The organism is Halobacillus massiliensis, assembly GCF_900166625.1.
Lineage (GTDB): Bacteria > Bacillota > Bacilli > Bacillales > Halobacillaceae > Halobacillus_A > Halobacillus_A massiliensis.
In genome coordinates this window covers 1,669,271-1,694,326 of record NZ_LT800499.1, presented here as the reverse complement: position 1 = coordinate 1,694,326, position 25,056 = coordinate 1,669,271, and the positions used below count along the sequence as shown (strand labels likewise).

At 44.2% G+C, this 25,056-nt stretch carries 19 protein-coding genes, 2 rRNA genes, 1 riboswitch and 1 other annotated feature; of the genes, 3 read left to right on the top strand and 18 right to left on the bottom strand.

What is annotated here, in order from left to right; all coding sequences use genetic code 11:
• Positions 1-65: 65 nt before the first annotated feature.
• From B7E06_RS08370 to leuS, 5 genes are all read right to left on the bottom strand, one after another.
• A 23S ribosomal RNA gene (locus B7E06_RS08370) occupies positions 66-2,990 on the bottom strand.
• A gap of 165 nt (positions 2,991-3,155) precedes the next feature.
• A 16S ribosomal RNA gene (locus tag B7E06_RS08365) occupies positions 3,156-4,722 on the bottom strand.
• Together the 16S and 23S rRNA genes form the textbook arrangement of a ribosomal RNA operon.
• A 296-nt stretch (positions 4,723-5,018) precedes the next feature.
• Positions 5,019-5,351 carry a rhodanese-like domain-containing protein gene (locus B7E06_RS08360; RefSeq protein ID WP_245807705.1) on the bottom strand — a complete coding sequence of 111 codons (333 nt, stop codon included), beginning with the start codon at positions 5,349-5,351 and terminating at the stop codon, positions 5,019-5,021.
• A gap of 18 nt (positions 5,352-5,369) precedes the next feature.
• Positions 5,370-5,681, bottom strand: a complete 312-nt coding sequence (locus B7E06_RS08355; protein WP_245807704.1) for a rhodanese-like domain-containing protein — start codon at positions 5,679-5,681, stop codon at positions 5,370-5,372.
• Between the two features lie 118 nt (positions 5,682-5,799).
• Positions 5,800-8,214, bottom strand: coding sequence for a leucine--tRNA ligase (leuS, locus tag B7E06_RS08350; RefSeq protein WP_082233544.1), 2,415 nt, complete (start codon positions 8,212-8,214; stop codon positions 5,800-5,802).
• Between the two features lie 52 nt (positions 8,215-8,266).
• Positions 8,267-8,479 (bottom strand) — a binding site (T-box leader).
• Positions 8,480-8,797: 318 nt separating this feature from the next.
• Here leuS and mnmM point away from each other — a divergent pair.
• Positions 8,798-9,370 carry a tRNA 5-(aminomethyl)-2-thiouridylate-methyltransferase MnmM gene (mnmM, locus tag B7E06_RS08345; RefSeq protein ID WP_082233543.1) on the top strand — a complete coding sequence of 191 codons (573 nt, stop codon included), beginning with the start codon at positions 8,798-8,800 and terminating at the stop codon, positions 9,368-9,370.
• On the opposite strand, the gene B7E06_RS08340 is transcribed toward mnmM, so the two are convergent.
• Both B7E06_RS08340 and B7E06_RS08335 read right to left on the bottom strand, forming a co-directional pair.
• Positions 9,365-10,444 (bottom strand): tetraprenyl-beta-curcumene synthase family protein, encoded by a 1,080-nt coding sequence (locus tag B7E06_RS08340; RefSeq protein WP_281249051.1) that lies wholly within the window; start codon positions 10,442-10,444, stop codon positions 9,365-9,367. The genes mnmM and B7E06_RS08340 overlap by 6 nt on opposite strands.
• Before the next feature lie 18 nt (positions 10,445-10,462).
• On the bottom strand, positions 10,463-11,233 hold the full coding sequence (locus tag B7E06_RS08335; protein ID WP_082233542.1) for an alpha/beta hydrolase: 771 nt from the start codon (positions 11,231-11,233) through the stop codon (positions 10,463-10,465).
• A 61-nt stretch (positions 11,234-11,294) separates the two neighbouring features.
• Here B7E06_RS08335 and B7E06_RS08330 point away from each other — a divergent pair, with 61 nt between their 5' ends.
• Complete coding sequence (locus tag B7E06_RS08330; protein WP_082233541.1) at positions 11,295-11,807, top strand: gamma carbonic anhydrase; 513 nt, start codon at positions 11,295-11,297, stop codon at positions 11,805-11,807.
• Positions 11,808-12,010: 203 nt separating this feature from the next.
• On the opposite strand, the gene metK is transcribed toward B7E06_RS08330, so the two are convergent.
• Both metK and B7E06_RS08320 read right to left on the bottom strand, forming a co-directional pair.
• Positions 12,011-13,213: a methionine adenosyltransferase gene (gene metK / locus B7E06_RS08325; RefSeq protein ID WP_082233540.1), complete on the bottom strand. Its 1,203-nt coding sequence runs from the start codon at positions 13,211-13,213 to the stop codon at positions 12,011-12,013.
• A gap of 176 nt (positions 13,214-13,389) precedes the next feature.
• Positions 13,390-13,501, bottom strand: a riboswitch (SAM riboswitch).
• Positions 13,502-13,561: 60 nt separating this feature from the next.
• Entirely contained in the window at positions 13,562-13,942 is a 381-nt protein-coding gene (locus B7E06_RS08320) for a thiol-disulfide oxidoreductase DCC family protein (protein ID WP_179134013.1), read from the bottom strand.
• Between the two features lie 162 nt (positions 13,943-14,104).
• Between B7E06_RS08320 and pckA the strand changes: the two genes are divergently transcribed.
• Entirely contained in the window at positions 14,105-15,697 is a 1,593-nt protein-coding gene (pckA, locus tag B7E06_RS08315) for a phosphoenolpyruvate carboxykinase (ATP) (RefSeq protein WP_082233538.1), read from the top strand.
• A gap of 67 nt (positions 15,698-15,764) precedes the next feature.
• On the opposite strand, the gene ytkD is transcribed toward pckA, so the two are convergent.
• From ytkD to B7E06_RS08270, 9 genes are all read right to left on the bottom strand, one after another.
• A complete protein-coding gene (gene ytkD, locus B7E06_RS08310; RefSeq protein WP_082233537.1) occupies positions 15,765-16,235 on the bottom strand; it encodes an RNA deprotection pyrophosphohydrolase in 471 nt (156 codons plus the stop codon).
• A 174-nt stretch (positions 16,236-16,409) separates the two neighbouring features.
• Positions 16,410-16,745 carry a hydrolase gene (locus B7E06_RS08305; RefSeq protein WP_082233536.1) on the bottom strand — a complete coding sequence of 112 codons (336 nt, stop codon included), beginning with the start codon at positions 16,743-16,745 and terminating at the stop codon, positions 16,410-16,412.
• 60 nt (positions 16,746-16,805) lie between these two features.
• Positions 16,806-17,561 carry a hypothetical protein gene (locus B7E06_RS08300; RefSeq protein WP_082233535.1) on the bottom strand — a complete coding sequence of 252 codons (756 nt, stop codon included), beginning with the start codon at positions 17,559-17,561 and terminating at the stop codon, positions 16,806-16,808.
• Positions 17,562-17,620: 59 nt separating this feature from the next.
• A complete protein-coding gene (gene menC / locus B7E06_RS08295; protein WP_082233534.1) occupies positions 17,621-18,715 on the bottom strand; it encodes an o-succinylbenzoate synthase in 1,095 nt (364 codons plus the stop codon).
• A gap of 1 nt (position 18,716) precedes the next feature.
• Positions 18,717-20,180: an o-succinylbenzoate--CoA ligase gene (locus B7E06_RS08290; protein WP_082233533.1), complete on the bottom strand. Its 1,464-nt coding sequence runs from the start codon at positions 20,178-20,180 to the stop codon at positions 18,717-18,719.
• Positions 20,181-20,262: 82 nt separating this feature from the next.
• A complete protein-coding gene (menB, locus tag B7E06_RS08285; protein WP_082233532.1) occupies positions 20,263-21,081 on the bottom strand; it encodes a 1,4-dihydroxy-2-naphthoyl-CoA synthase in 819 nt (272 codons plus the stop codon).
• Positions 21,082-21,119: 38 nt separating this feature from the next.
• Positions 21,120-21,920 carry a 2-succinyl-6-hydroxy-2,4-cyclohexadiene-1-carboxylate synthase gene (menH, locus tag B7E06_RS08280; RefSeq protein WP_082233531.1) on the bottom strand — a complete coding sequence of 267 codons (801 nt, stop codon included), beginning with the start codon at positions 21,918-21,920 and terminating at the stop codon, positions 21,120-21,122.
• Positions 21,921-21,925: 5 nt separating this feature from the next.
• Positions 21,926-23,653, bottom strand: coding sequence for a 2-succinyl-5-enolpyruvyl-6-hydroxy-3-cyclohexene-1-carboxylic-acid synthase (gene menD / locus B7E06_RS08275; protein ID WP_082233530.1), 1,728 nt, complete (start codon positions 23,651-23,653; stop codon positions 21,926-21,928).
• Positions 23,653-25,044, bottom strand: a complete 1,392-nt coding sequence (locus B7E06_RS08270) for an isochorismate synthase (RefSeq protein ID WP_082233529.1) — start codon at positions 25,042-25,044, stop codon at positions 23,653-23,655. Before B7E06_RS08270 ends, menD begins: the two co-directional genes overlap by 1 nt.
• Between the last annotated feature and the right edge of the window lie 12 nt (positions 25,045-25,056).

Below are 25,056 nucleotides of genomic sequence, written 5' to 3'. Positions count from 1 at the left end.
CTTATATAAGGGTGAACCTTCAAAACTGAATAAGACTGATTTCTATCAAACCATTGAAAGAAATAAAAGGTAAGTCATCGATTGATTAGTATCTGTCAGCTCCACGTGTCACCACGCGTCCACTTCAGACCTATCGACCTCATCGTCTCTGAGGAATCTTACTAACTTATAGTTAGGGGAAATCTCATCTCAAGGGGGGCTTCATGCTTAGATGCTTTCAGCACTTATCCCGTCCACACGTAGCTACCCAGCGATGCTCCTGGCGGAACAACTGGTACACCAGCGGTGTGTCCATCCCGGTCCTCTCGTACTAAGGACAGCTCCTTTCAGATTTCCAACGCCCACGACGGATAGGGACCGAACTGTCTCACGACGTTCTGAACCCAGCTCGCGTACCGCTTTAATGGGCGAACAGCCCAACCCTTGGGACCGACTACAGCCCCAGGATGCGATGAGCCGACATCGAGGTGCCAAACCTCCCCGTCGATGTGGACTCTTGGGGGAGATAAGCCTGTTATCCCCGGGGTAGCTTTTATCCGTTGAGCGACGGCCCTTCCATACGGTACCGCCGGATCACTAAGCCCGACTTTCGTCCCTGCTCGACTTGTAGGTCTCGCAGTCAAGCTCCCTTGTGCCTTTACACTCTGCGAATGATTTCCAACCATTCTGAGGGAACCTTTGGGCGCCTCCGTTACTCTTTGGGAGGCGACCGCCCCAGTCAAACTGCCCACCTGACACTGTCTCCGGACCGGATCACGGTCCTGGGTTAGAATGTCCGTACAGCCAGGGTGGTATCCCACCAGCGCCTCCACCGAAGCTAGCGCTCCGGCTTCTCAGGCTCCCACCTATCCTGTACAAGCTGTACCAACATTCAATATCAGGCTACAGTAAAGCTCCACGGGGTCTTTCCGTCCTGTCGCGGGTAATGCGCATCTTCACGCATAGTATAATTTCACCGGGTCTCTCGTTGAGACAGTGCCCAAGTCGTTGCACCTTTCGTGCGGGTCGGAACTTACCCGACAAGGAATTTCGCTACCTTAGGACCGTTATAGTTACGGCCGCCGTTTACTGGGGCTTCGGTTCAACGCTTCGCCTTACGGCTAACGCATCCCCTTAACCTTCCAGCACCGGGCAGGTGTCAGCCCCTATACTTCGCCTTACGGCTTCGCAGAGACCTGTGTTTTTGGTAAACAGTCGCTTGGGCCTTTTCACTGCGGCTCCTCGGCAGAGGAGCACCCCTTCTCCCGAAGTTACGGGGTCATTTTGCCGAGTTCCTTAACGAGAGTTCTCCCGCTCACCTTAGGATTCTCTCCTCGCCTACCTGTGTTGGTTTGCGGTACGGGCGCCATCCTTCCTCGCTAGAGGCTTTTCTTGGCAGTGTGAAATCCGGAGCTTCGGTACTCAATTTCCCTCCCCATCACAGCTCGACGTTGCCGGACGGATTTTCCTATTCCGACCGTCTTGCTGCTTGGACGCACGCTTCCAATGGTGCGCTCTCCTTATCCTCCTGCGTCCCCCCATCACTCAAATGGAAGGAAGGCGGTACAGGAATATCCACCTGTTGTCCATCGCCTACGCCTTTCGGCCTCGGCTTAGGTCCCGACTAACCCTGAGAGGACGAGCCTTCCTCAGGAAACCTTAGGCTTTCGGTGAAAGAGATTCTCACTCTTTTTTCGCTACTCATACCGGCATTCTCACTTCTAAGCGCTCCACCAGTCCTTACGGTCTGACTTCACAGCCCTTAGAACGCTCTCCTACCATTGATCCATCCGGATCAATCCGCAGCTTCGGTGGTGTGTTTAGCCCCGGTATATTTTCGGCGCGGAGTCACTCGACCAGTGAGCTATTACGCACTCTTTGAATGGTGGCTGCTTCTAAGCCAACATCCTGGTTGTCTAAGCAACTCCACATCCTTTTCCACTTAACACACACTTAGGGACCTTAGCTGGCGGTCTGGGCTGTTTCCCTCTCGACCATGAACCTTATCACCCATGGTCTGACTCCCAGAACAAAGTCTCTGGCATTCGGAGTTTGACTGAATTCGGTAACCCGGTAGGGGCCCCTCGTCCAATCAGTGCTCTACCTCCAGGACTTTCTATTCTGAGGCTAGCCCTAAAGCTATTTCGGAGAGAACCAGCTATCTCCGTGTTCGATTGGCATTTCACCCCTACCCACACCTCATCCCCGCAATTTTCAACTTGCGTGGGTTCGGGCCTCCAGTCAGTGTTACCTGACCTTCACCCTGGACATGGGTAGATCACACGGTTTCGGGTCTACGACCGCATACTATATTCGCCCTATTCAGACTCGCTTTCGCTGCGGCTCCGCTTCTCATCAGCTTAACCTTGCATACGGTCGTAACTCGCCGGTTCATTCTACAAAAGGCACGCCGTCACCCATCAATGGGCTCCGACTACTTGTAGGCACACGGTTTCAGGATCTCTTTCACTCCCCTTCCGGGGTGCTTTTCACCTTTCCCTCACGGTACTGGTTCGCTATCGGTCACTAGGGAGTATTTAGCCTTGGGAGATGGTCCTCCCGGATTCCGACGGAATTCCTCGTGTTCCGCCGTACTCAGGATCCACTCCGGAGAAGAAAGGATGTCGATTACGGGGCTGTTACCCTCTCTGGCGGATCTTTCCAGATCGCTTCGTCTATCCTCTCTCTTTGTAACTCCAAAGGAGTGTCCTACAACCCCAGAAAGCAAGCTTTCTGGTTTGGGCTGATTCCGTTTCGCTCGCCGCTACTTGGGAAATCGCATTTGCTTTCTCTTCCTCCGGGTAATGAGATGTTTCAGTTCCCCGGGTCTGCCGTCCAACGCCTATGTATTCAGCGAAGGATGCTGTTCCATTACGAACAGCGGGTTTCCCCATTCGGAAATCCTGGGATCCAAGCTTACTTACAGCTCCCCCAGGCATATCGGTGTTAGTCCCGTCCTTCATCGGCTCCTAGTGCCAAGGCATCCACCGTGCGCCCTTATTCACTTAACTTTCATCTTCGTGAAAAGACTTTTTCTTACGTTGGTTTGATGTCTTGTCATATCTTATCCAGTTTTCAAGGTTCACAAGTTTGAGAGTTTGATCTCTCAAAACTGAACAACCAACCAGTACGTTTTCCGAAGGAAACGGCGCAAACGCCGCTCCTTATATCCTTAGAAAGGAGGTGATCCAGCCGCACCTTCCGATACGGCTACCTTGTTACGACTTCACCCCAATCATTGGCCCCACCTTCGGCGGCTGGCTCCATAAAGGTTACCTCACCGACTTCGGGTGTTGCCAACTCTCGTGGTGTGACGGGCGGTGTGTACAAGGCCCGGGAACGTATTCACCGCGGCATTCTGATCCGCGATTACTAGCGATTCCGGCTTCATGCAGGCGAGTTGCAGCCTGCAATCCGAACTGAGAATGGTTTTATGGGATTTGCTACACCTCGCGGCTTCGCTGCCCTTTGTACCATCCATTGTAGCACGTGTGTAGCCCAGGTCATAAGGGGCATGATGATTTGACGTCATCCCCGCCTTCCTCCGGTTTGTCACCGGCAGTCACCTTAGAGTGCCCAACTGAATGCTGGCAACTAAGATTAGGGGTTGCGCTCGTTGCGGGACTTAACCCAACATCTCACGACACGAGCTGACGACAACCATGCACCACCTGTCACTTGGTCCCCGAAGGGAAGACCCTATCTCTAGGGCGGTCCAAGGATGTCAAGACCTGGTAAGGTTCTTCGCGTTGCTTCGAATTAAACCACATGCTCCACCGCTTGTGCGGGCCCCCGTCAATTCCTTTGAGTTTCAGCCTTGCGGCCGTACTCCCCAGGCGGAGTGCTTAATGCGTTAACTTCAGCACTAAGGGGTGGAAGCCCCCTAACACCTAGCACTCATCGTTTACGGCGTGGACTACCAGGGTATCTAATCCTGTTTGCTACCCACGCTTTCGCACCTCAGCGTCAGAAACAGACCAGAGAGTCGCCTTCGCCACTGGTGTTCCTCCACATATCTACGCATTTCACCGCTACACGTGGAATTCCACTCTCCTCTTCTGTCCTCAAGTTCCCCAGTTTCCAATGACCCTCCACGGTTGAGCCGTGGGCTTTCACATCAGACTTAAGGAACCGCCTGCGCGCGCTTTACGCCCAATAATTCCGGACAACGCTTGCCCCCTACGTATTACCGCGGCTGCTGGCACGTAGTTAGCCGGGGCTTTCTCGTGAGGTACCGTCAAGGTACCGCTCTATTCGCACGGTACTTGTTCTTCCCTCACAACAGAACTTTACGATCCGAAAACCTTCATCGTTCACGCGGCGTTGCTCCGTCAGACTTTCGTCCATTGCGGAAGATTCCCTACTGCTGCCTCCCGTAGGAGTCTGGGCCGTGTCTCAGTCCCAGTGTGGCCGATCACCCTCTCAGGTCGGCTACGCATCGTCGCCTTGGTGAGCCGTTACCTCACCAACTAGCTAATGCGCCGCGGGCCCATCTGTAAGTGATAGCCAAAGGCCATCTTTTACTCTTTCCTCATGAGAGAGAAGAGGTTATCCGGCATTAGCCCCGGTTTCCCGGGGTTATTCCGGTCTTACAGGCAGGTTGCCCACGTGTTACTCACCCGTCCGCCGCTCATTCCACTAACGTCACCCCCGAAGGGGATCGGTTAGCTTCCTGCGCTCGACTTGCATGTATTAGGCACGCCGCCAGCGTTCGTCCTGAGCCAGGATCAAACTCTCCAAAAAGTAGTTTGACTTGCTCATTTGCACACCGAATGTGCTTCTTAAAAAATTCGATCTATATAATATAGAAAGAAATGTTTTGACGTACTGGTTGGTTCGTTCAGTTTTCAAAGATCAAATTGGTTAACTGCCCTGCGACAGTAAATAAATTCTAGCATAATTCGTCTGAATCTGTCAATAAGATTAATAGATTTTTTTATACTATCTTTTACATGTTGTGTGAAAACAGCAACGTTATTCATAATAACACTTAGGATTTGTTACGTCAATACTAAAAAAAGAATCAGCAAATGCTGATTCTAAATGGCTCGAATATAATAAACTGGATTTCCACGTTTCTTTTTTATCATTCGAGCTGCCAGCCGTGCACCTCTTTTATTATCTGTAACTAAAAGTATTTTCTTCGGGCAATCAAATCTTCCCTTTAGTTCCCTCGGTAAATAATCCAGGGGAATATTTTCCGCACCCGGGTAAGGGGAACGATGAGCAGAAATGTAATCCCTAATATCGATCACACAAAAATCATCAGCAGGTGGTGTCTTTTCTTCTAAAGGTATCAAGTTCTTTTGATAAAAACTTTTAAATATAAAAACGATTAGTCCTATGATTAAAAGAATGGTCATTTCTAACATAAGTGGAACCTCTCTAACTTAAAGTACAACTTCGCCTTTCCAATCCAGCATTCCGCCATCTAGATTATGCACTTTCTTAATCCCTTTAGATTGCAAGTATTCTGAAGCATTCTGACTTCTCTTCCCAGAGCGGCAGACCATTACATACTCATCATCCGGATTAAGACTCCCAGCAGCATCGGGAATCTGACCAAGAGGAATATGTGTTGCTGTCGGAATCATTCCCTGAGCCACTTCTTCATCTTCCCTGACATCTATTATCTTCAAGGATTTATTTTCCTCTAAAGCTTTTTGTAATTCTTCTGTAGTCATTTGATTAACTTTACTCACTTTATCCACGCTCCTAATATAGGAATAGTTACGGTTTCATTTTAATAAAAATCATCTGGGAGTCAAGAATTAAGTCTTATAAAAAACCATCCCCGCTAAGTCGAGGATGGCTTCAAATCTAGTTAGCTACAATGTTAACTAATTTCCCAGGAACAGCAATTACTTTTCGAACCGTTTTTCCTTCAAGCCACTCTTGAACATTTTCATTTTCAAGTGCCGCTTTTTCAAGATCTTCTTTTGAAACATCCGGGCTGACCATCATTTTAGCTCTCACTTTACCCATTACCTGTAAAACAATCTCCACTTCATCTTCCACGAGCTTAGACGCATCAAAGGTCGGCCAAGTTTCATATGTGATGCTTTCTTCATGACCTAACTTTTCCCACAGCTCTTCTGTAAGATGTGGCGCTACAGGTGACAGCAGTTTTACAAAGCCTTCCACATAGTGTTTTGGAAGTACATCTGCTTTATAGCCTTCATTTATAAAAACCATCATTTGAGAAATCCCTGTATTAAACCTTAACTCCTCAAAATTCTCGGTTACTTTTTGAACGGTCTGATGGTACGTTTTCTCGAGAGTCTTATCTGTACTGCTTTCCACGATAGCTTCCGATAGCTTCCCATCTTTCACAAATAAACGCCATACACGGTCAAGGAATCTTCTTGCCCCATCTAGCCCATTCGTAGACCAGGCGATCGATGCTTCAAGAGGACCCATAAACATTTCGTAAAGCCGTAATGTGTCTGCACCATGAGAAAATACTATATCATCTGGATTGACTACATTCCCTTTAGATTTACTCATCTTTTCATTGCCTTCCCCAAGGATCATCCCCTGGTTAAATAATTTTTGGAAAGGCTCTTTCGTTGGAACTACCCCTGCATCGTAAAGTACTTTGTGCCAGAAACGTGCGTAAAGCAGGTGAAGCACCGCATGCTCGGCTCCTCCGATATATACATCAATTGGGAGCCACTTCTTAAGTTTATCGAAATCCGCAAAAGCTTCTCCGTTTTTAGGGTCGATGTAACGAAGGAAATACCAGCAGCTTCCCGCCCACTGCGGCATCGTATTTGTTTCTCGGCGGCCATTCATACCCGTAACAGGATCAGTCACATTTACCCACTCATCAATATTTGCTAAAGGGGATTCACCTGTACCTGACGGCTTAATTTCTTTTGTCTTTGGCAGAGTTACTGGTAGATCTTCTTCTGGTACAGCAGATATTGAGCCATCTTCCCAGTGAATGATGGGAATTGGTTCTCCCCAGTAACGCTGACGACTAAACAGCCAGTCGCGGAGACGGTAAGTCGTTTTGCGTGTACCTTTCTTATTTTCCTCCAGCCACTTAATCGATTTCTCAATAGCTTCCTCTTTATCCAGACCATTTAAAATTCCGGAGTTAATATGTTTGCCATCTCCCGTATAAGCTTCTTCATCAACATCTCCGCCTTCTAAGACAGCAATAATCGGAAGATCATATTTAGTGGCAAATTCGTAATCACGCTCATCGTGGGCAGGAACAGCCATAATAGCCCCGCTTCCATATCCCATCAGTACATAGTCAGCTACCCAAATTGGCAGCTTATTGCCATCGATTGGATTAATCGCGTAAGCTCCTGTAAATACTCCGGTCTTATCTTTGGCTAAGTCTGTTCTTTCAAGCTCACTCTTATTTTTAGCGGCATCTACATATTCGTTTACTTTACTACGCTGTTCATCTGTTGTAATCTTGCTCACTAATGAATGCTCCGGAGATAGAACTGCATATGTTGCACCATATAAAGTATCAGGACGGGTAGTAAATACGTCGAAAGACGCCTCGTGATAAGCGACATCAAATGTAATTTCAGCACCTTCTGATTTCCCAATCCAATTGCGCTGCATATCTTTTATACTTTCCGGCCAGTCCAGCTCTTCTAAATCTTCAAGCAGACGGTCAGCATAAGCGGTTATTTTCAGCATCCACTGCTTCATTGGCCGACGTTCTACAGGATGACCGCCCCGCTCACTTTTGCCATCAATTACTTCCTCATTGGCAAGGACTGTGCCGAGAGCCGGGCACCAGTTTACCGGTACTTCATCTATATAGGCAAGACCTCTTTCATAAAGCTTCAAAAAGATCCACTGTGTCCATTTGTAATAATCAGGATCTGTCGTATTTACTTCACGGTCCCAGTCATAGGAAAAACCAAGCTCCTGGATCTGGCGCTTAAATGTACCTATATTCTGAGCTGTAAATTCTTCCGGATCGTTTCCTGTATCAAGAGCATATTGTTCTGCCGGAAGTCCAAAGGCATCCCAGCCGATCGGGTGAAGAACTTCATATCCCTGCATCCGCTTCATACGGGATAAGATATCTGTTGCTGTATAACCTTCTGGATGGCCTACATGCAGGCCTGCACCTGAAGGATAAGGAAACATATCGAGCGCATAAAATTTCTCTTTATGAGAATCAGCATCTGTTTTAAATGTTTTGTTTTCCAGCCAATACGACTGCCATTTCTTTTCAATTTTCTTGTGATCGAAAGCCATTGAAATTCCTCCTGCTTAAAGTAATAAAAAAAAGCCACTCATCCCTAACAAAATCAGGGACGAGAGACTTCTCCCGCGGTACCACCCAAATTAGCGCCTGGAACGCCCACTTAGAATGGATAACGGCCATTTACCGGAAGAAGCTACTTACCTTTCACTTCTTCGACATCCAAGGTGAGTTCATCTAAGCACAAGGACCGCTTGCACCATCCGCGGACTCTCTATTTCTTGCGCTTATATTACTAATCCTTTTCAACGTCATTACATATCTACCCGTAATGTTAATGAAACCCCTGCTCTTTGTCAAGCAATGGAAAAACATGTTTATTTAAAAAGATGAGAGGAAACCTTACTTATACCTTAAATATAAGGAGGACGGGCCGTGAAGAAACCGATTCGGAAAGCTGCCAGTACAAATGCTTCTTCTCATAAAACGAAGAAGACCCCAAAGCGTACCGTTCAGCCGGCAAAAAGGAATTACCCTAAAAACTGAGCCCGGTTCTTCTGAATAATAGAATTCAGAAATGATAAATTTCATGCTAAACTAGCTTAGCCAGCATTAAAAGGTAAAGGAGCTTTATGCATGAATTTAAAAAGAGTGATTCCATTTGCGCATGAATTAATGAGATCCACCCTTCGAGATGGTGACATAGCGATCGATGGTACATGCGGTAATGGGTACGATACAGTTTTACTACGCGAACTCGTCGGAAAAAGCGGTCATGTCTATGGGTTCGATGTCCAAAAGCAGGCGATTGATAATACGAAAGCCCGCCTGGAAGAGTTGGGATTAGATAGAAATGTTACGCTTTTTCATAAGAGTCATCACGAAATTGAAGAAACGATTCCTACAGAGCATCTGGAAGAATTAAAAGCCGCAATTTTTAACCTCGGATACCTTCCGGGAAGCGATAAAAAAATTGTGACACATCAAAACCAGACGATTAGCTCTCTATCCTCCATTCTTGAATACCTTCAGCCTGGAGGAATGGTTGTATTAGTCGTCTATCATGGCCATCCGGGCGGGGCGGAAGAAAAGGAAGCAGTTCTTGAATATACAAGTGAATTAAGCCAGAAAAATTTTCAAGTCCTGCAATACGGCTTTATTAACCAGAAAAATAATCCGCCATTTATTATTGCCATCGAAAAGCTATAAAGCCGTTTTAAATCCTCTAAACCGATTGTACATTTTCGTATTAATATAAAAAAATGTAGCTTTTTTTCCGCTTGCTTTAAGCATAGATCTTACAAAGTCTTTCGCATGTTGAATGGCTTTCACTTTGTGATCAGCTAAATACATTCCTACCAGACCTTCATATACCATTTCATGAAAACCACGGTCAGGAAGGGATTGGATGGAGCGGTTTGTCTGTTCCACAAAATAAACAAACCGCTCCTTCATCATTTCTTCATGCTCATAATATGAACAGAAATTTAAATCACCTTCTATCCTGTCCTCTTCCTGGTCAATATAGTAATCCAGTAAGATATGAAGGCCTTGCATATAAGGAAAATAGCTCTCTTCTATTCTTTCAGCAAGTGATTTATTCATTTTGCCTGCCAGGGCATACGACACAAGACAAAAAATGCCGAGTGTCGAACCTGTGCATGCAGAGAACTCGTACCATTTTAAGTTTTGTCCCTTTTCCTGATGGTTTTCAAACCAGCTTTTCAACCGTGGCAGCCGTTCTTCTTCCTTTACATGTTTATGTACCTGCAGGTCGTTATAAAGGCAGCCAAGTCTCGTCGTATAAGGCTCAGTTACCTTATATTCTTTTGACAGGCGCAGGACGGACTGGCAGGTTCGAACTAAATTCTCCAGATAGCCGCCATCATTTTTTTCTTTTCGAAAAGCATAGTAATCTTTTAGTTCATTAGACGGCGTAAGCGCATCTGTCATCGACTGATGAAGCTGTCTGAAATCATCAGGATCCATAGATGTACTCCGGTCGCAGAGATTATCTAAATAATCGCTTATAGTCTGATAGGCGACAATAAATCGAACAGCTTCCCCCATCCGCTCTTCAGCAAGCAGTGCATATATCCCTCCGCCTTCACAGTGGAAAGTTTTTGAAGCAATACTCGCCAGGGCCTGTGTGCGAAGTTCGGGATCAGGAATTAATTCAGCCTCTTCCTTCCAACTGTTCAGTTCCCTATGCACTTTTGGAAAAACATCTTTATAAACTTTAAGCATCAAAGGTACGGCTTGTGTTGGGACTTTTACAGACACGACACTCTCTCCTTTAACCTATTTCCTGCGTGATAATTGCTGTTCCATAAAATTAAGCATATACATATAAGCTTGTTCCCATTCCTGCTCATTAAACAATTCGTGATAAAAATCAGGCCATTCTTTATATGTTTTTTCTTCTGTATTAATAAGATGAAACCATTCGTACGTCTTCTTTGGATCTACCAATACATCCCGACCTGACTGCATAATTAAAACAGGAAGGTCCGGAAAATATTTCACATGCTTAAAAGCCTGCTGAATCGCTTTTTGAAACTCACGATACCAGCGAATGGATACTTTTTTCAATATTAGCTGATCATTTTTATAGCTCTCGATAATCTCAGGGTTACCTGTTACCATCTCAGCATCTACAGGAGAGGAAACAAGCAGATTCGGCCATAATTTATTTAACACAAGACTGGCCAGCTCCATTGGTTTTGAAGCTCTCTGTCCAAGCCCAAGTGCCGGAGAGGAAAGAATGAGGCCATCAATATGCGGGTATAGCTTCTGCATCAGTCTTATTGAAATAAGGCCGCCCATGCTGTGGCCAAGTAAAAAAACCGGTCTTTCTTCATTTGCTTTATTGATCCATTCCATGACTTTATGTAAATACTCATCAAAAGAGATAATATGTCCCTTTTTACCATCAGACTCTCCCTGGCCGGGAAGATCACCTGTGATTACACTGTAACCATCCTCATTCAGTTTGTTAATAATATGAGTATATCGCTTTGAATGCTCAAAAGCGCCATGAACGATAACCACGGTTGCTTTAGGACTCAGCATTTAATCGTTCCTCCTGCTATTTGCTATACTAAATCTATCTAATATTATAAGGGGGATGCTTATGATTTGCGAATATAATGGAAAGTTTCCGAAAATAGACGACTCTGTGTATGTAGCGGAAGATGCGGTTATTACAGGTGATGTAAGTATTGATGAAGAATCGAGCATCTGGTTTAAGACTGTTATCCGTGGAGATGTTGCCCCGGTAAAAATCGGAAAGCAGGTGAATATTCAGGATTTGAGTATGCTTCACCAAAGTCCTGATCAGCCTCTTATCCTTGAAGACGGAGTAACAGTGGGGCATCAAGTAACTTTGCATTCTGCTCATGTTAAGAAAAATGCGCTGATTGGGATGGGGTCCTTGATCCTTGATGGAGCAGAAATAGGGGAAGAAGCATTTATAGGAGCTGGCAGTCTCGTGCCGCCCGGTAAAAAGATACCACCGCGCACCCTGGCGTTAGGACGGCCTGCAAAGGTTGTCAGAGAACTAACAGAAAATGACTATAAGGAACTGGATCGAATACGAAAAACGTATGTTGATAAGGGACAAGCTTATAAGAAACTGCAGCCTTAAGTTAGAAGAGAGACCTTTGGCTCTATCTCCATTCAGGCTTCTCGCCATTTCCCGCCTTTACATTATTGGGCAGCGGGAACGCTATAGTTGGAGGAAAATCCTATACCTCAGCATTATGATTCCCTGTTCAGAACGTAATCCAGTAGCAATTAGAAGTTTTTCAACAAATAAAACCGCTATCCTAAGGACAGCGGTTTTTATTGTTATTTCTGGTTTAAGACTTTCTTAATTTGTTCCGCCTTATCTGTCTTTTCCCAAGGAAACTCTACATCTGTACGTCCGAAGTGACCGTAAGCTGCAGTCTGGCGATAGATTGGACGGCGCAGATCGAGCATCTTAATAATTCCTGCCGGTCGAAGGTCAAATAATTCTCTTACAACCTCCACCAATTTCTCTTCTTCCACTTGGCCGGTTCCATTTGTATTGATGGAGATAGAAACAGGCTGAGCTACACCAATAGCATAAGCCAGCTGTACTTCACAGGATTCAGCTAATCCGGCAGCAACGATGTTCTTAGCTACATAACGAGCGGCATAAGCAGCTGATCTGTCGACCTTTGTCGCGTCTTTCCCACTGAAAGCTCCGCCTCCATGACGGGCGTAGCCGCCATAGGTATCGACAATAATCTTTCTTCCTGTTAATCCTGCATCACCTTGAGGTCCCCCAATAACAAATCGTCCAGTCGGATTAATAAAATATTTCGTCTGGTCATCGATAAGGTGAGATGGCACGACTGAAGCAATCACATGTTCCTGAATATCTTTTTGAATTTTATCAAGGGTAATCTCTTCTGCATGCTGTGTAGATATAACAATCGTATCTACTCGAAAAGGCTTGTCGTTTTCATCATATTCGATAGTTACCTGGGTTTTTCCATCGGGTCTTAAATAGTTAAGTGTACCGTCTTTACGCACATCTGAAAGGCGTTTAGACAATTTATGAGCAAGGGAAATTGGAAGTGGCATCAGTTCAGCCGTTTCATTATTAGCAAACCCAAACATTAGACCCTGGTCTCCAGCACCGATCGCTTCTAATTCCTTATCTGTCATTTTTCCTTCTCTGGCTTCTAAAGAGGCATTTACTCCGCCTGCAATATCAGGAGACTGTTCATCAATGGCTGTAAGTACTGCGCATGTATCGGCATCAAAGCCGTATTTTGCCCGCGTATAGCCAATATCCTTAATTGTCTGGCGAACGATTGCAGGAATGTCTACATAAGTATTCGTACTGATTTCTCCTGAAACGAGGACTAAACCTGTAGTTACAGTTGTTTCACAAGCCACTCGGGCATTGGGATCATTTTTTAAAATTTCGTCTAAAATAGAATCTGAAATCTGGTCACATATTTTGTCGGGGTGACCTTCCGTAACTGATTCTGATGTGAATAACCGGCGGTTGGCAGGCATTCTGTAAACTCCTCCTTCTGTTAAGTACAAAGATTCGACGGAACTCTTTACCCGTATCTTTTTTAGAAGTTTATAAACGCACAAATTTCATATATTAGAATTTTATGGGTATCGATATGTGCTTATAAAAAGAAAAAACCCTTCCTACACTCGAGGAAAGGTGTCGCTTCCTTTCGCTCTTATCGTCCAAAGCCATGTAAAGCTTTGCTTCAGGTTAGCACCATGCCAAGTGAATGACGGGTTGCCGGGTTTCATAGGGCCTGTCCCTCCACCAGCTCTGGATAAGAGAGTATCCGTTCGGACTAATAGTATCGAAATCAAGGAAACATGTCAATTAGTATCCCAGGTTTATGAAATAGAACAGGAACTACTTTCACACCGCGCCTTAAATAAGCGGTAGCGATTTCTCGCTATCCATCTATATATGGGCGCTCCAACAAGCGAAGCCCCCGGGAGGTTCATTACTAATCCAAGAGGAAAAAGCAGGGGCATTTTTTGAAATAAATAACTCATCCCTTCAAATCCTTTTTTTACTTCTTTCTTATATGTAACGATATGAATTTCTTTTTTAAGAACTTCTGCACTTTGGTAGGAAATTTTATAGTCATTTACAAACTGTTCAAGGGGCTGCCATTTAATGAACCCGAACCAATCGAGAGGCTGCAGCATTTTCTTTGTTTGCCGGCACAAAAAACAATGATCGTCGTATAATGCGATTGCTTTGTTCATATTTTCACACCCTCTCGATAACACTATGGAAAACTCCTGAATAAAATAAAAATAATCATTTTCAAAATTAGTATGGACTAATAACTCTAATGTGTTATACTTTATTTCAAAGTTGACCATTCGGGTTCAATTCAATATTTTTGTAAAGGCGGGTAGACACATATGAGTACGATTAATCAAATGTCTGAACTTAACCAATTACTAAACCAATCTAATGTTCATCACCATTTATCCGTTCCTCTTTTAGTTGAGAAAATACTTTCCCGAAAAGAAGGAACTTTGACAGAAAGTGGTGCCATTCAGGCTACGACGGGTGCTTATACGGGTCGCTCCCCAAACGACAAGTTTATTGTAAATGATGATGTTTCATCAGATCAGATAAACTGGGGAAAAACTAACCGCCCGATCGATGAGGACGTTTTCATTAATTTATACCACAAAGTTCTGGACTATTTAAAGGAAAAAGATGAAGTTTTTGTTTTTAAAGGCTACGCGGGTGCTGATGACCGCTATAGACTGCCTATCCAAGTGATTAATGAGTTCGCTTGGCACAACCTGTTTGCCCACCAGATGTTTATCCGCCCTACTCACGAAGAACTTAACAGCCATGAAGCGGAATTTTCTGTTATTTCAGCTCCAACATTTAAAGCAAACCCAGAAACAGATGGAACGAACTCTGAAGCGTTTATCTTAATTTCTTTTAAACACCGCATTGTGCTTATTGGCGGAACTGAATATGCGGGCGAAATTAAAAAATCAATCTTCTCTGTTATGAACTTTCTTCTGCCCCAGAACAATGTACTTCCCATGCACTGTTCTGCGAACGTAGGAAGCGAAGGTGATGTCGGTCTGTTCTTCGGGTTATCCGGAACAGGAAAAACGACTTTGTCAGCCGATGCCAACAGAAGACTGATTGGTGATGATGAACATGCATGGTCAAATTACGGTGTTTCAAATATAGAAGGCGGATGCTACGCCAAATGTATTAATCTTTCCGAGGAAAAAGAGCCGCAGATTTTCAGTGCTATTCGATTTGGTGCCGTACTGGAAAACGTAGTATTGGATCCATATACACATGAACCCGATTATGAAAATACAACACTGACCGAAAATACGAGAGCAGCTTATCCTTTGCAACATATTCATAATACCATTAACCCGAGTGTGGCGGGGCATCCTAGAACAATTATCTTCCTCACAGCTGACGCTACAGGTGTACTGCCTCCTATTAGCAGGCTGTCCAGAGAGCAGGCTATGTACCATTTCCTGAGCGGGTATACGAGTAAGTTAGCCGGTACAGAACGGGGGGTCACTTCACCGCAGGCTACGTTTTCAACATGCTTTGGTTCTCCTTTCCTGCCATTAGCACCGTCCGTTTATGCGGAGATGCTGGGAGAGAAAATCGATCAATTTGACAGTGAAGTTTATCTCGTGAACACAGGATGGACCGGGGGTGCATACGGCACTGGTAAAAGAATGAATCTGGCCCATACAAGAGCCATGGTTCATGCGGCACTTGAGGGTGAGCTTAAGTCAGCTGACACTTATACCGACCCGGTATTTGGCCTTGAAATCCCAACACACTGTCCGGGTGTACCTGATGAAGTACTTGTTCCGAGAAAAGCCTGGAAAGATACGAATGCTTACGATGAAAAAGCTCATGAGCTTGCATCCAAATTCCATGATAATTTCAAACAGTTTAAAGGAGCCACTCAGGAAATTAAAGAGGCCGGTCCGCTGTTTGGCAGATCTTGATTATTGTTTCCTCATCTCCTCATATATAAAAAAACCGCGCTGGATTTAAGCGCGGTTTTTTATTTGTTTATAAGGCTCGGTCTTCAATAATTTCTAAGCATTGAGGAAGCACCTCATCCTTCATCATAAAGCTGTACGATTTATTATTCTTTAAGCTGCCGGGAAGCTTGTTTAATAAAATCGGACCATCTGTCTCAAAGTAGTGAGGCTGTTCCTCAAGCCTATTTATTTTAGCGTAATACACGTTTTTAATAATAGTGCCGCCTTTACCCGAGACATAATACTGGCCAATGTAGTGAAGGCTGTCTACATAAGCTCCCGTTTCCTCGAATACTTCTCTTAATGCAGCCTGTTCTGCCGTTTCTCCTTCTTCCACTTTCCCTCCAGGAAACTCGATTCCTCTATCTTTATGTTTTGTTAACAGCCACTGATCCTCATATCGGCAAATAACCCAAACATGCTTTGGAGAATTAGAAAAAGGGTGGTCCTCAAAGGACAGCTTTACTTGGTTCCTATAAAAATCATAAAAAATCTTCACCTCAGATCATCTGCCTTTAATACGAAGTATGTAATTTTCTTTAATTTCCTCTGTCTTAAATCGTATCATAAGCGGAGAGTAATAAAAACTCCTGAAGACGTAGTATTTCCGCATATCACTAAAATAGTGTAAAAAAAGGCAGCCGGGAAATCCCCGACAGCCGGAACTGCTATCCTATTGTTGCGGATTATTGTTTTGAAGATCTTCCAGAACGCCCATTCCTGCAATATGATTTCTTGTTTTTTCATCGCCAAGCTCATAGATCATCCGAAAAGCGCTCTTCATATCCTGATCATACTCATCATTGTCTTTATCCTGATGATAAGGCTGAAATGGAACATGAGAGCGAAAAAATGAACGGATATCTGCATTATCCGCTTCATCAAAAATCTCTCTAAGCAAAAGCAAATCATACTCATCTGCATAAATAATAAAGTCATCGTTATTTCCATCATGGTTAATTGATATTTCTTTTGTACCCATGTTCACATAATACGGTTTCTTACTCATTCAAAAAACCTCCTTAGCTGTAGGGTTTGCCAACTAAGAAGGTTTTATTAATTGTTTCTTTTAATTAAATCGTTTTGGACATACTTTACAGAAATCACTGTCTGTATGCAGCCTATGGGATAAACAGCAGCACTTCCTCTGCCTCGCTCCTGTATCAAGCTTTGGCTGATCAAGAAAGTACGTAAAAGGATTTTTACTGGCACCGAATGTTTCACCGGGAAGGTCTTTTACAATAAAATAAAAGTCCTGCTTCATCTTTTCTGCTTGATCAGGTGTGAACCATTCGGTCACCTGTCTTTCATAAAAACGGAACATATATACCGCAATATTTTCCCACATGACATCCAACGACAAACGTGTCAGATGGTTAATATGGAGGAACACCGGCTGAACTACTTCACGGAAAAGATGCTCAAGCTCCTCTTTCATCCACTGCTCTCGCGACTTATTCCCCGGCTGACTTACCTCTTTAGATAGCAGACGCAGACGCGGCAGCCATTTTTTCTTCTCATCTACTCTTATGAATTCCACATTGCTCAAATTCATATTTGGGAATTTATTAAATAAAGTCATCGATGCCAACGGAATCGTTGCGATAAAATTTCCATAGCGCTTAGATAATATAGACGCCGTCGTTAAAAAGAACTCTGACTCCATGTAAGCATGAATCTCATCAAGTGTTTCCTGTACACCTTTTTTACACAGCAAAGAATCGCCCTTCACTACTCCGAGCTTCTCTTCCTGAGGAGTGGTATCTAAGAAATATTTAAAATTTTCACTTAGAAAGATTTCTTCATCTCTAGTTAATAAAACCATACTGTCACCTCTGCCGTCATTTTTCTGGTTTTAAGTTTATTCGTAAAGAACCAATGTTGTCAAAAAGACAAGCTGTATTTTCGCGTTTCCAGACGGTGAAGGATATTTTCATTCACAGATACACCAATACCTTCTTCAGTAGGTACAGAAAGACAGCCACGGTTTACTTCAAGATAAGGCTCTATAATATCCTGTTCAAAATAGCGCTGAGAGCCGGAAAGGTCTCCCGGAAACCGAAAGTTTGGCAGTGAAGCCAGTGCAAGATTATGGGCTTTTGAAACACCGCTTTCTACCATACCGCCGCACCAGACAGGAATACCATGAGCCTGACAAAGATCATGAATTTTAATGGCTTCCGATAAACCGCCCACTCTGCTGATTTTAATATTTATAACCTGGCAGCTCTCTAATGCAATTGCCTGTTTCGCATCGGCACAGCTTTCAATCGATTCATCCAGGCAAAGAGGTGTACTCATCCTCTTCTGAGCTTTATGATGCAAGTAAAAATCCCCAGCTGGAAATGGCTGCTCAATCATTAAGAGACCCAGATCGTCTAAGCTGATCAAGTGCTCCACTTCCTCTTCTCCATACATTCCATTTGCATCAATCATAAGCGGAAGATCAGGATGTGTTTTTCGTACAGCCATGATCTTCTCTCTTTCCTTTCCCTTTTCCACCTTAAGTTTGAAGCGGGAATAGCCCTCAGCCAGCAAACCATCTATTTCAACCGCAGTACGACTGCCAAGGCTGATTACCGCCCCTGCTTTCACCTCTGTTCTTACACCGCCGATAAGCTCACTTAAGCTTATTTTCTGTTGTCTGGCATATAGATCCCATAGGGCACCTTCCACCCCCGTTTTTGCCATCTGATGCCCTTTTATAGTGGACACACTTTGGTGAAATTGTTCGGGATGATCAAGGTGTTTAACAGAGGGAAGCAAGAAGTCTGTCAGGATGTGCCATGCTGTCTGGGTGGTTTCTGCAGTGTAGAAAGGAGTGGGAAAAGCTGTCACCTCTCCGTAACCCGTTAATCCGCAGTCATCCTTTACTTCTACAATGATTACCGGTCGATTCCTTAAGGTCCCCTGACTGGTAGTAAACGGTTTTTTTAAAGGAAGATCGATTTCTATAAGCCTGACTTCTTTTATATTCATATTAATCCTGCTCCTGCAAATATTCAGGCAGTTTTCTTCTCACTAATTTATTTGAAGCATTTCTCGGCAGCTCATTTATGAAATAAACCTTTTGAGGAAGCTTATACCGTGCAAGCTTATCTTTCAAATAACTAAGCACCTGTTCTGATGTGAGAGAAGCCCCGGCCTTTAAAACGATAAAAGCAGCAGGCGCTTCTCCCCATTTTTCGTGAGCCAGTCCTGTTACGGCCACTTCAGCAACCTGGGGTATTCCATGAATTACACTTTCTATTTCAGCGGGATATATATTTTCTCCACCAGAAATAATCATATCTTTTACCCGATCGACAACATATAAAAAACCTTCAGTGTCAAAATAACCTAAATCCCCTGTAGCAAGGTAATCTGTAGAAATATTCTTTTGCTTATAATACCCCTGTGTCACCATAGGGCCTTTCACAAAAATTTCTCCTATCTGTCCCGCAGCAGCTTCAGTATCTCCATCCATAACTTTCAAGCTGGCAGGACCCAGAGCTTTACCGGCAGAACCCACCTTTTTAAAGGCTGCCTCCGGAGATAGTGTGGCAATCTGGGAGCTTGTTTCCGTCATGCCATAAGATTGAAAGACAGGCAGCCTTCTAGCTTTTGCCTCTTCTAGAAGTGGTACGGGCACGGGCCCACCGCCAAGCAGGGCCCCTCTAAAGTGATCAGGAAACTTTCTAATCTCACTGTTTAATAATCTTTGAAGCATTACGGTAACAACAGATATTAAGGTCACTCCATTGTTTAAAATCTGTTCTGCTGCTTTTTTCTGATCAAAGCCTTTAAATAAAACAATCTCCATGCCGTAAATAACATTTTTCATTAAAAGAGAAAAGCCGCCTACATGAAAGACGGGAAGACAGACGAGCCATTTGTCCTCTGCATAAAGACCAAGGTTCAAGGAAGAAGCAACGGCGCTGAACCAATGATTACCATAAGTATGCATCACAGCTTTCGGGCGTCCGGTTGTCCCCGACGTATACATCATTGTAAAAATACTATCGAGGTTTAAAAATTCCTGAAGTGTAAAACTGTCATTACTTTCAGGAAGATCGTTGAGCTCATAAAGAGCTAATGGCTTCCGCAGCTCTTCTTTAACCTGCACGGCTTTACCCATCTGTTCCTGATCTGCAGCCAAATGTGATACATCTGCGTCACTCACCTGAAAGGTAAGCTCATGAACAGTAAGACGAGTATTCAAACAAACAACAACTGCTCCGATGTAACTGGCGGCATGAACTAAAACTGCGTATTGATCATGATTAGCTGCCAGGATGGCTAGATGATCTCCTTCTTTTACGCCTGATGCTATTAAACCGTAAGCTGTCTTCCTGCTTCGATTCCGCAGTTCGAGAAAAGTGATGGATAAGCCGTCTTCTAATTCAATCGCCGGCCGGTCCGGCTGCAGATCTGCCTGTTTCTCCAGCCAATGAGGAATCTCCATAGTTTTTCCCACCTTTTATCTAATAAAAAGGACTGGCCCTAAAGGACAGCCCTTTTCGTATGTTCATTTTTCAATGAATGAATTAAGGAAATCTCGGGAACTTATCGAAGTCCGGTTTACGCTTCTCTTTAAAAGCGTCTCGTCCTTCTTTTGCTTCCTCTGTTGTGTAATAAAGAAGTGTGGCATCTCCGCCCATTTGCTGAAGACCAGCGAGTCCATCCGTATCAGCATTAAAGGAGGCTTTCAAGAAACGAAGGGCGGTTGGAGATTTCTCAAGAATCTCACGGCACCATTGCACAACTTCATCCTCCAGCTGATCAAGTGGGACAACTGTATTTACAAGTCCCATTTCTTTGGCTTCCTGTGCATCATATTGACGGCATAAGAACCAGATTTCTCTTGCTTTCTTATGGCCTACGATACGTGCAAGAAGACCCGCACCGTAACCGGCATCGAAGCTTCCAACTTTAGGGCCGGTCTGTCCAAAGATCGCATTGTCAGCAGCTATCGTTAAATCACAAACGATATGTAATACATGACCTCCGCCAATCGCATAACCAGAAACTTCAGCGATTACAGGTTTCGGAATCACACGGATCAAGCGCTGCAAGTCAAGAACGTTTAAGCGTGGAATCTTATCATCCCCTACATAACCTCCGTGTCCTCTGACACCCTGGTCACCGCCTGAACAGAATGCTTTTTCCCCAGCTCCCGCAAGAACAATTACTCCAATCTTGGAATCATCACGAGCATAGGCAAAAGCATCAATCAATTCCTGAACCGTCTGCGGCCGGAAAGCATTTCTCACTTCCGGTCTGTTTATTGTGATTCTAGCAATACCCTCGAATGTTTCGTACAGTATGTCATCATACGTACGTTCTGTAACCCAATTATACTTCATAAGACAAATCCTCCTAACGTGCTTTCATTGCGCAATATCTATTGTAACATGAATTCTTCTACAATTTCAGCGAAAAACTCCGGCTTTTCTACATGAACAGCATGCCCAGCATCAGGAATTTTATGAAACCTTGCATGAGGTAAGAGCTTTTCCATCTTTTCATTCAGTTTGATGAATTTATAGTCTTCCATTCCAGCAACAAGAAGTACATCATGAGACAGCTCAGGAAGCTTTTCCCACCAGGAAGGCTGTCTCCCTGTCCCCATACCGGCTAAAGACTCTGCAAGTCCTTTAGACGTGTGGCTCATCCGTTCTTTTCTTATACGGTCTCTTACTTCTTTCCGAAGCATCTTCTGTGTATCGAATAGAGGAATTCTTTCCCACATATTCACGAAATTTTCTAGTCCTTGAGCCATTAACTTTTCAATGAGATGTTGATCTTTCTTCTGTCGTTCCAGTTGTTCCCCTACATTAGCAAGACCAGGGGAGGCGCTCTCAAGCACTAGCTTGTCTATCATCTCCGGGTAATAGGCAGCAAAAGAAAGAGCGGAGCGTCCTCCCATCGAATATCCAATTAAGTGAATTTTGTTCAGGCTCATTTCCTTAAGAATATGATGAAGATCCTCGCAAAACTCTTTCATTCGAATTTCACCTAATTCTCCTGTCTTTCTATGGCCGGGCATATCCACCTTAATTGTCCTCCAGGTCCTGGAGAATAAGGAAATCGATTCATTAAAAGTATCAGCACTGCCGGTAAATCCATGAAGAAATACTAAAGGGATTCCTTCTCCTCCTGTATCCTCCAGCCAATACTTTCTATCCTTCACTTTTACATACATGTCTATCACCTTCTTGAGCGAACCGCTTCTTCAATATTTCTCCAGCGCTCTTTGTGAAACTCCACATGAGTTTCGCGGCTTGTCACAACTTCAATCACCTGAAGTCCTTTTTCATTATAACTTCGAGATAAGGCTTTTTTATAACCTTCCCAGCTTGTGACTCTTTGGAAGTCGCCTCCATATGTCTCTACAATTCCGGTAAAATCAATCCCTAGCGGTGTACCAAAAAGCTCTTCGAAATGCTCATTTTCGCCAACTTTAGGAAGGTAAGAGAAAATCCCGCCTCCATCATTATTGATGACAACAACGGTAAGATCAATATTCATCTGTTTGGCTGCTAACAGTCCATTTATATCATGAAAAAATGAAACATCGCCTATTAGCAATGTCGCCGGCTTTCCACTAGCCGCTGCTCCAATTGCCGAAGAAACAACACCGTCAATTCCATTAGCTCCACGATTGGCCATCAGCTCAATCGATTTTGGAGAAGACATAAAAAAGCTGTCTACTTCACGAATCGGCATACTGTTACCTATAAATAAAATTGATTGATCAGGTATAGCTTCTGATAAATAAACAACGGCATGGCCTTCATTAAGCTCTTCTTCGGGGTCACGAAGCATTTCTTCTTTAGCCGTGATGTTAAAATTCTGCCAGGTATCCAGCCAGGTATTCACAGCACTTCCAGCTTCAAACTCTGAAGATAACTGCTCACTGAACAGCCGGGGATCGCACCATATAAAATGAGTGGCCACACCAGCTGGCTCCCGGTAACTGCTGTTCTTATCTACCACATAATGTGTAATTTGAGATTCATGCTTCTGAATCCATTTTAGGTATGCTTTTGAAACAGGCATAGCTCCAAAACGAATGATATAATCCGGCCGCAGATTCTTAACATCCTCACCTTTAAGCAGGGAATCGTAATTTTCAATAATATTAAGCTTATCGTGCTTTCCAGTTCTCAGCTGGGACAAAGGGTCAGCAAAAACCGGCAATCCCGCTTTTGAAGCCAAGTTAGTTAAAGCTTCAGGCAGCTTCATATCGGTTTGGGGACCACAAACAATTAAGCCCTTTTGATCGCTGAGCACCAACTCTTTAAAACGTTTCACCTGCTCATCAGAAAGCTTCGTTTCCCCTTTGGCAGGCACTGGAAGAGAAGGTGCTCCATTGCTCCAGAGCCCTTCCATTGTAAAATCAGGCACTAGCGGTTCACGAACCGGTACGTTAATATGGACAGGGCCTTCCTGTTCAGAAGTTGCTTCTAAAACAGCGCGCGACGCCTGTTTACGTACATAAAAAAGCAATTTTTCATCCGCAAGGGCAAGATCATGGAACCACTTCACATAAGAACCATACATGTTCATCTGTTCAATTGCCTGGGGAGCACCGACATCTCTCAGCTCATGCGGGCGGTCGGCTGTTACAACAATCAAAGGAACCCTGCTATAGTATGCTTCCACTATAGCAGGGTAATAGTTAGCCGCAGCCGTACCCGAGGTACAGACTAGAATAACTGGATTTTGCTTTGCTTTAGCTAAACCTAAAGCAAAAAAAGCAGCCGATCGTTCATCTAAATTTAACCATGTATTCATTTCCTCATGCTCTTTAAATGCTAAAGCCAATGGTGTAGAACGAGATCCAGGAGAAATCACTGTGTCTTTAACTCCTGAATCGACAAACTGGTCGGCAAAGTGCGTGATATATCTAGAAAGGTTAGTTATGTGATCCATCAATATCCTCCTAAAACAGACAGCATTGGCTTAAGTTTAACCCCTGTTTCATCGTATTCTGCTTCTGGATCAGAATCTTCGACAACTCCACAACCGGCAAACAAAGAAGCTTTATTCTTTTGAATAAGAGCCGAACGGATGGCTACAGCAAACTCCCCATTATTCCGGCCGTCAAACCAGCCGACTGGACCTGCATACCAGCCGCGGTTAAGCGTCTCATTGTTACGGATATAATCAACGGACTTCTGCTGCGGCATGCCGCCGAGAGCCGGTGTGGGGTGAAGCCTTGAGACTACATCCAGTAAAGTGTACCCGTCTTCAAGCGTTGCGGTTACAGGTGTATATAAATGCTGCAGATTTCTAAGCGGGTATAGTACCGGCTTTTCAGGAATCTCGATATCAAAACAGCAGGCTTCCACAGCCTCACGAATCATTTGCACGACAAAATCATGCTCCTGGCGGTTTTTAGGATCATCAAGGAGAGCCTGGCCCAGTTTTTTATCGTCCTTGTCCGTTTTACCGCGAGGAGCAGTCCCTGCAAGACAAGTAGAGATCAGCTGCTGATTATCCACTTTCGCCAGCCGCTCAGGAGTAGCACCGATAAAATGTGACCCTCCGCTTTCGACAGTAAAGATGTAGCTGTTAGGCTGAGTTTCTGACAGCTTTTCAATTACAGCTGCCAACTGAACCTCCTCTTTAAATAAAGCACGGAGCTCACGGGCAAGAACAACTTTTTCCATTTGTCCCCCTTTTATATATTCGGTTGCTTTTTGGATACTTCTCTTCCATTCTTCCGGCTGGACTTCAAGTGTATTAATACGTTCCGGCAAGTTAAGCTCTGTTCGCTTCCCATGTAAAAGCTGCTTCTTATCGCTCTTTATCTGATGAATAATCTGCTGAGTATGATCTTCTTTAAAAATTAAAAGGTTCGTTGTTAAGAAGGAACTCTCGCCTTTGTTTGTAAGTAAATACATAGGGATAGTCATCTGACTGTCGGGAAAAGCTTCCCAAGGAGCAGCTCTCTCCTCCAGTGAATCAAAGCTGAAACCGCCGATAGCGACGAGCCCTGTCCCTTTTTCACCGTACATATCATACACTTCAGCCTTTTCCTGCAAGGTTGTCCACATCGCTTCAATTTCATTAAACCGATGATCATCCCCTGAATAAACCCGCTTGGCAGAACCGGCTCCGGCTAATACAAACTCTTCATCGGCACTTCTCCAATACAAACGATGAGGTGAAATTTGCTTAGCTCTATCTAAAAAGGCGATGCTGTCCGCTGTATCAATTTGTTCTACATAGCTTATGACTTGCGGCTCCTTTTCTAAAGCCGCACGATTTATAGCTTCCTCTACGATTTCTTCAATCTGAGGTATTTTTATATGAAGCATTGAAATTCCTCC

Coding starts and splice junctions, on each gene's coding strand:
- metK (WP_082233540.1), bottom strand. CDS start 13,213: ATGCCTGCCAACCGCCGGTTATTCACATCAGAATCAGTTACGGAAGGT.
- leuS (WP_082233544.1), bottom strand. CDS start 8,214: ATGGCTTTCGATCACAAGAAAATTGAAAAGAAATGGCAGTCGTATTGG.
- B7E06_RS08290 (WP_082233533.1), bottom strand. CDS start 20,180: ATGGAGATTCCTCATTGGCTGGAGAAACAGGCAGATCTGCAGCCGGAC.
- B7E06_RS08360 (WP_245807705.1), bottom strand. CDS start 5,351: ATGTTAGAAATGACCATTCTTTTAATCATAGGACTAATCGTTTTTATA.
- menC (WP_082233534.1), bottom strand. CDS start 18,715: ATGAATATAAAAGAAGTCAGGCTTATAGAAATCGATCTTCCTTTAAAA.
- menH (WP_082233531.1), bottom strand. CDS start 21,920: ATGTATGTAAAAGTGAAGGATAGAAAGTATTGGCTGGAGGATACAGGA.
- pckA (WP_082233538.1), top strand. CDS start 14,105: ATGAGTACGATTAATCAAATGTCTGAACTTAACCAATTACTAAACCAA.
- menB (WP_082233532.1), bottom strand. CDS start 21,081: ATGAAGTATAATTGGGTTACAGAACGTACGTATGATGACATACTGTAC.
- B7E06_RS08320 (WP_179134013.1), bottom strand. CDS start 13,942: ATGAACAAAGCAATCGCATTATACGACGATCATTGTTTTTTGTGCCGG.
- B7E06_RS08305 (WP_082233536.1), bottom strand. CDS start 16,745: ATGAGTAAGAAACCGTATTATGTGAACATGGGTACAAAAGAAATATCA.
- mnmM (WP_082233543.1), top strand. CDS start 8,798: ATGAATTTAAAAAGAGTGATTCCATTTGCGCATGAATTAATGAGATCC.
- B7E06_RS08300 (WP_082233535.1), bottom strand. CDS start 17,561: ATGGTTTTATTAACTAGAGATGAAGAAATCTTTCTAAGTGAAAATTTT.
- B7E06_RS08270 (WP_082233529.1), bottom strand. CDS start 25,044: ATGCTTCATATAAAAATACCTCAGATTGAAGAAATCGTAGAGGAAGCT.
- B7E06_RS08335 (WP_082233542.1), bottom strand. CDS start 11,233: ATGCTGAGTCCTAAAGCAACCGTGGTTATCGTTCATGGCGCTTTTGAG.
- B7E06_RS08330 (WP_082233541.1), top strand. CDS start 11,295: ATGATTTGCGAATATAATGGAAAGTTTCCGAAAATAGACGACTCTGTG.
- menD (WP_082233530.1), bottom strand. CDS start 23,653: ATGGATCACATAACTAACCTTTCTAGATATATCACGCACTTTGCCGAC.